3 protein-coding genes and 1 pseudogene are annotated in these 5,745 nt (G+C 67.9%); 3 read left to right on the top strand and 1 reads right to left on the bottom strand.

What is annotated here, in order from left to right:
* Positions 1–282: 282 nt before the first annotated feature.
* Complete coding sequence (locus tag CM1CMNOD_RS05410; RefSeq protein WP_013872652.1) at positions 283–924, top strand: TetR/AcrR family transcriptional regulator; 642 nt, start codon at positions 283–285, stop codon at positions 922–924.
* Between the two features lie 255 nt (positions 925–1,179).
* Here CM1CMNOD_RS05410 and hpnH read toward each other — a convergent pair whose 3' ends face one another.
* Positions 1,180–2,184 (bottom strand): adenosyl-hopene transferase HpnH, encoded by a 1,005-nt coding sequence (gene hpnH / locus CM1CMNOD_RS05405; protein WP_043605048.1) that lies wholly within the window; start codon positions 2,182–2,184, stop codon positions 1,180–1,182.
* Between the two features lie 1,130 nt (positions 2,185–3,314).
* On the opposite strand from hpnH, the pseudogene CM1CMNOD_RS23535 reads away from it, so the two are divergent.
* Both CM1CMNOD_RS23535 and CM1CMNOD_RS23530 read left to right on the top strand, forming a co-directional pair.
* A pseudogene (locus CM1CMNOD_RS23535) lies at positions 3,315–4,046 on the top strand (serine/threonine-protein kinase); the annotation flags it as partial.
* Positions 4,047–4,094: 48 nt separating this feature from the next.
* On the top strand, positions 4,095–5,519 hold the full coding sequence (locus tag CM1CMNOD_RS23530) for an ABC transporter substrate-binding protein (protein WP_347176454.1): 1,425 nt from the start codon (positions 4,095–4,097) through the stop codon (positions 5,517–5,519).
* The last annotated feature ends 226 nt before the right edge of the window (positions 5,520–5,745 follow it).

Here is a 5,745-nt window from a genome sequence, read left to right as displayed (position 1 = left end):
GGACACTAGATCGTGTCCGGTGGATGCTGGTCGTTGCGGGCGGCCTTGTGGGCGGCCTTGTGGATGGCGATGTGGGCGGCCCGTGATTATGCGGCGGTCGCGCGGATCCGGCGCATGTGCGAGCGTGGGCGCATCGTGAAGGAGACCGGCCGTAGTCTGACGATGGCGCGACCGGCCGATAGCGTTATATGATCAAAAGTATTTGACGGACTCTAGCACAGTGACAAACATTCCTACGGTTTAACTCGCCCATTAGAGGACTGAGTGCAACATAATCGACGAATGGCCAGAGCCGGCGGGAGTGAGCATCCAGCCGCCACCCGGCAGGCTCTCATGGCCGCCGCCCGGCTACGGTTCGGCACCCAGGGCTATGCCGCCACCGGCACCGAGGAGATCGTTGCCGACGCGCAGGTGACCCGCGGCGCCCTCTACCACCACTTCCGCGACAAAGCGGATCTTTTCGGCGCCGTCATGGAGCAGGTCGCGCTCGAGGTCGCCGAACAGCTCGTGACCACCGAGCTCAAGCGGGCCACGGACGAGTCGGACACGGACGCCTGGGAACAGCTGCGCGCCGGGTTTCAGTCCTTCCTGGACATCTGCACCGACAGTGACTTCCAGCGCATCGTCCTGGTCGACGGCCCGGCCGTGCTCGGGCATGACGCATGGGACGTCCTGGTCGAGCGTTACGGCTACCGGCTGCTCGCCGAATGGCTGACCCGGGCCATCGAGGAGGGCCGGATCGACCCGCTGCCCGTCATGCCCCTCACCCGGGTGCTGGCGGCCGTTCTGTCCGAGGCGAGCCTGCTGATCGGCCGGGCCGGTGACCCGGCGCAGGCGCGCCGGGAGGCGGGTGAGGTGCTGGACCGCCTGCTGGTCGGCCTGGAAGCGAAGGACGGCCTGGTGGCGAAGAACGCCGTTCCGTAGGTCGTCTCCGTCCGTGGGTCATCTCCAGGGCCTGTGTACCGGCGCTCTCGCAGCGGTCACCCTGAATCCGCGCACGACGAGGAGCCAGCCACGATCGACGCGGCCAGCTCCCGACAGGAATTATGTAAAGAAATACGTTCGGAGCAGGGGCTGTCCGCCGATGGGTAGTCGTCCATCGGGCGGACGACTACCCATCGGCGGACGACTACCGACCACTACCGGTCGGCACTGCCGCCGCTCAGACGCCGCTGCCGGTCAGACGCTGCGCATGGCGCGCAGGGACTCCTTCAGCGAGGACGTGGTGGCGAGCACCGCGGAGGTCTCGTAGCCGCAGTGCGCCATGCAGTTCGCGCAGCGCGGGTCCTTGCCCCGGCCGTAGGCGTCCCAGTCGGTGGTCTCGACCAGCTCCTTGTAGGAGGAGACGTATCCGTCGCTCATCAGGTAGCAGGGCTTCTGCCAGCCGAAGAGCGAGTAGCTCGGGATACCCCACGCGGTGCAGGAGAGATCGCGCTTGCCCTCCAGGAAGTCCAGGAACACCGGCGAGTGGTTCAGCCGCCACTTGGCGCGCCGGCCGTCGGCGAAGACCTTGGAGAACAGCTCGCGGGTCTGCGTGACCCCGAGGAAGTGCTCCTGGTCAGGGGCCTTCTCGTAGGCATAGGCGGGCGAGAGCTGGATCTGGTCGACCTTCACCTCGTCGTTGAGGTAGGCCAGCACGTCGATGACGTCCTGCGGGCTGTCGTTGTTGAAGAAGGTGGAGTTGGTGCCCACCCGGAAGCCCGCGGCCTTGGCCTCCGCGATCGCGGCGATCGCCTCGTCGAAGGTGCCGTTCTTCTCCACCACCGCGTCGTGCCGCTCCCGCAGCCCGTCGATGTGGACGATGAAGGTGAAATACGGCGACGGTGTGAACTTCGCCATTTTCTTACGGAGCAACAGGCCGTTGGTGCACAGCAGGACAAACTTCTTGCGAGCAACGAGCTGACGGACGATCTCGTCGAGCTGCGGGTGCATCAGCGGCTCACCACCGGCGATCGCGACCACCGGCGCGCCGCACTCCTCCACAGCGGCCATGGCGTCCTCGACACTCATCCGCTGCTTGAGAACGGAAGCCGGGTGCTGGATCTTCCCGCAACCGGTGCACGACAGATTGCACGCGAACAGGGGCTCAAGTTCGAGAACAAGCGGAAAGTGCTTGCGCCGCAGCACTTTCTGCTTGGCCAGGTACGTCCCTATCCGCAACGAGTAGCGCCACTCCACCGCCACGGCAATACCGCCCTTCGGCGTCGACGTCGTACGGCCGTACGGCCGCTCCATCACAAGAACATACAGGGTGTACGTACAGCTTGTATGTCCGTCGTGGACGTCGGATCGGCCACTGTCCGCCCGGGGCGGGCCAGGTGACCCCTACGGCAGCGGCATCTGTCATCGCAGGTCAGCGAGGTGGCTACGCGGCCGCGTCGGCAACCAGACAGATCATCTGTCACGCATCCGACAACATGCGGGGCGTGCCTGGCAGGGCCGGAGGGCGCACCCGTGGCGGACCTGACAGCCCACCGCCGACGCGGACCATCGGCGGTGACGGCCACGTCACGCGGGTCCGAAGACATCGCCGACACGGTCCCGTGGCCACGACGCGCCGGGCCCCGGGACCCGCCCCACACCCCGGACACGAGCACCCGGACGTGAGCATGGCCACCCGCGAACGAAACGTGGGCGTGGGCGCGGTCACCGCGAACGCGACACTGCGCACGCGGGCCTGTGAACAACGCGGCACTGTGAACATGGACACTCCGGAGAACACGGGCGCCACCGGACATGGCGGCGTGAGTATGGTCACCCACAAGCACGACAGTCCCGAAAACCATCAACTCCGGAAACCATCAGGGGTGGGCCGGTTGCGCCCGCAACACACTCCACTCCTTTTCAGTGCATTGAGATAACGGTTTAATCGACGGGTCACCCGACCGGCCCGCCTGCCGAACGGGCCGCATACCTGCCAGATCCTGGCCAGGCAGCCACCCGAACGCCAAACAAGAGGTTATCTCAGTCACAGAGTTCCCAGGGTGGAACGCATACCATCGCCATGGAACCCATCGCCGTGGAACCCGCGCTTCCTCAAATCAGTGACAGGCGGCCCGTATCGCTGGTCCATCATATTCCTGGTGGAAGTTGTGCGTGGGCCCCGCCGGCGGGTCAGCGAACCCGTCGACCAAAGGGCGCCGGTCCCGACGCCTAATATCGGCGAAAAGCAACAGGACATCGGCACGGAGGTCACATGGGGTTGAGCACGTGTTGCGCAGCGAGGGCGAAGGCGGGCATATGACACCAGGCGGGCACTTGGTCACGCATCTGGTCGGCGGGCGGTTTCGGCTCGTCGAGCGGCTCGGCTCGGCTCGGGGGGGATGGGAACGGTCTGGCGTGCGTTCGACACCGACAGCAATGTCGAACGTGCGCTGAAGGAGATCCGTATTCCTGACCATCTCCCGGTCCGTGACCGCGAGATGCTGATCGAACGTGCCCGCCGTGAAGCGCGTAACGCCGCCCGGCTCGGCGTCCATCCCCATGTGGTCACCGTTCACGACCTGGTCGAGGATCACGATGCGCAGTGGATCGTCATGGATCTGGTATCCGGATACTCACTGGCAACAATGATCGCGCGCGACGGCGCACTGGACGAACGGGAAGTCGCCCGGATAGGTATCGCCCTGCTGGACGCGCTGGCGCACGGTCACCGCAAAGGCGTTCTGCACCGGGACGTCAAGCCGTCCAACGTTCTGATCACCTCTGACGGGACCGTCCGGCTCACGGACTTCGGGATCGCCGTCTACGAGACCGATCACCGGATCACCGCCGCGGGCGGCCTGGTCGGCACACCTGCCTACATGGCTCCCGAACGCATCCGCGGTGAGGAGGGCGGACCCGCCAGCGATCTGTTCTCGTTGGCGACGACTCTGCTGCATGCCACGGAGGGCATCTCCCCGTTCGGGCGGGACACCACCTTCGCCACCATGCACGCCGTGGTCTACGAAGCCCCGACCGTACCGACACGGGCCACCCGGGCCTACTCGGTGCTCAGCCCGATCCTGGCCAAGGAACCGTCCGCCCGCCCGCCGGCGGAGCGCATCCGCCGGCAGTTGCAGGCTCTGCTGCGCGCCGCGCGACCGGGCCCGCTGATGACCTCGAACGACTGGTCGGCCATGAGCGTCGCGCCGACGACCAACGCCTGGCCGGCCGCGAAAGCCTTCTACGAGGCCCCGACCATGTCCTGCGCGCTGACCGACCGGCCATATTCCAGTGACTACGAGTACACCGTCCACGAGCTTGACACGATCGGCATCGAGCTGCCGGCCACTGACGCGGCGCAGCCCGCGCCGTGGGAGGAGACAGCGCCACGGCGGGCACCCACCGAGCCGTCCTACAGCGACCCGGCCACCATCGAACAGCCCATCTGGAACGGCCCGCACCCGCCGCGGCCCCGTCCGCGGCCCGGTCGGACGAGGCGCTCGGCAGACCGCCAGCGCCAGCCCTCCCGCCGAGGCCTGTTGCTCGCAGGCATCGCCGCGGCAGGTCTGGGGGTGGGCGCCGGGACGGCCGGGTGGGCGGTACGGCGACTGCGGGAGCCCACCCGCCCGGGGACGGCGGCCGGGAGCGCGGCAGGACCGGAGGCGCTCACGTTCGGGCTGCCGGGAACGCCCGGCGTCGAGTTCGCTGGTTCACTCGTCGCCGATCAGCGTGGCTACTACCGTGAAGCGGGCTTCACGTCCACGCGCTTCCACGGCAGCGGGCCACACTTCCCCAGCGTGACGGCGTCGGTGGCCTCGGGCGCGGCCTTCGTGGGAGTGACCACCACGGACGCCGTCGCCCGTGAGGCCGCGGCCGGCGCGCCGCTGCGGATCATCGGCGCCCAGCGGCAGAAGTCCCCCTGGGCGATCGTCTCCCTGGGGGACCGGCCGATCCGGACACCACAGGAAATGATCGGTATGCGGGTCGCGACAGCCATGGGCAGCGCGGCCGTCTGGGCGTCGTTCCTGGCCGCCGCGGGAGTTCCCGCGACAGCGGTCCGGCAGGTCGTCGTCCCCGATCACGCGCAGGCCCTCGCGCAGGCCCTCACGCAGCGGCAGGTCGACGCGGCGCTGTCCTCCGTCGCCGACGTGCCGGTGGCCCTCGCCCGGCAGGGGATCGGTTGCTCGACGTTCCTGCTCGCGGATCACGGGTATCCGCTGGTCTCCAACGTGTACGTCGTGACCGCCGACGCGCTCACCGCCGCGCGCGGGACGGTCAAGGCCTTCCTCACGGCCGAGGTCCGCGGCTGGAAGCAGAACCTGGCCGACCCCATGCTCGCGGCCCAGCTCACCACCGACGTCTACGCGAAGTCGCTCCGGCTCGACGTCCGCGAACAACTGGCGGAGAACAGGGCGTTGAACGACCTTGTCCAGACGGCGCAGACCCGCCGGGACGGCCTGTTCACCATGACCGACGCCCTGATCGAGGCCAACATCCGGCTGCTGTCCACCGGCCCGGCGGCGCCGGTCGCCGGGCATCTGTTCGACCTGTCCGTGCTCCGGGAGCTGTACCAGGAGTGGCCACGCCTGATCTGAGCCTGATCCGGGTCTGATCTGAGCCTGATCCGGGTCTGATCCGAGTCTGATCCGGGTCTGATCTGACCAGGCCGCCGACCGTCACAGGGCACCGACTGCCGCGGGAGCCGGTACCCTCCCGGAGCCGCCCACCCGAAAGCCGGCCGGCCCGTAACGCCGTTGGCGCGGTTCGAAAGGCCGGTTCCGCGACCGGGCTCCGCGGGTGGCGAAACGGACGGAAAGCATC

The organism is Protofrankia symbiont of Coriaria myrtifolia, from assembly GCF_900634755.1.
GTDB lineage: Bacteria > Actinomycetota > Actinomycetes > Frankiales > Frankiaceae > Protofrankia > Protofrankia coriariae.
This window is presented reverse-complemented; position numbering and strand designations above follow the sequence as displayed.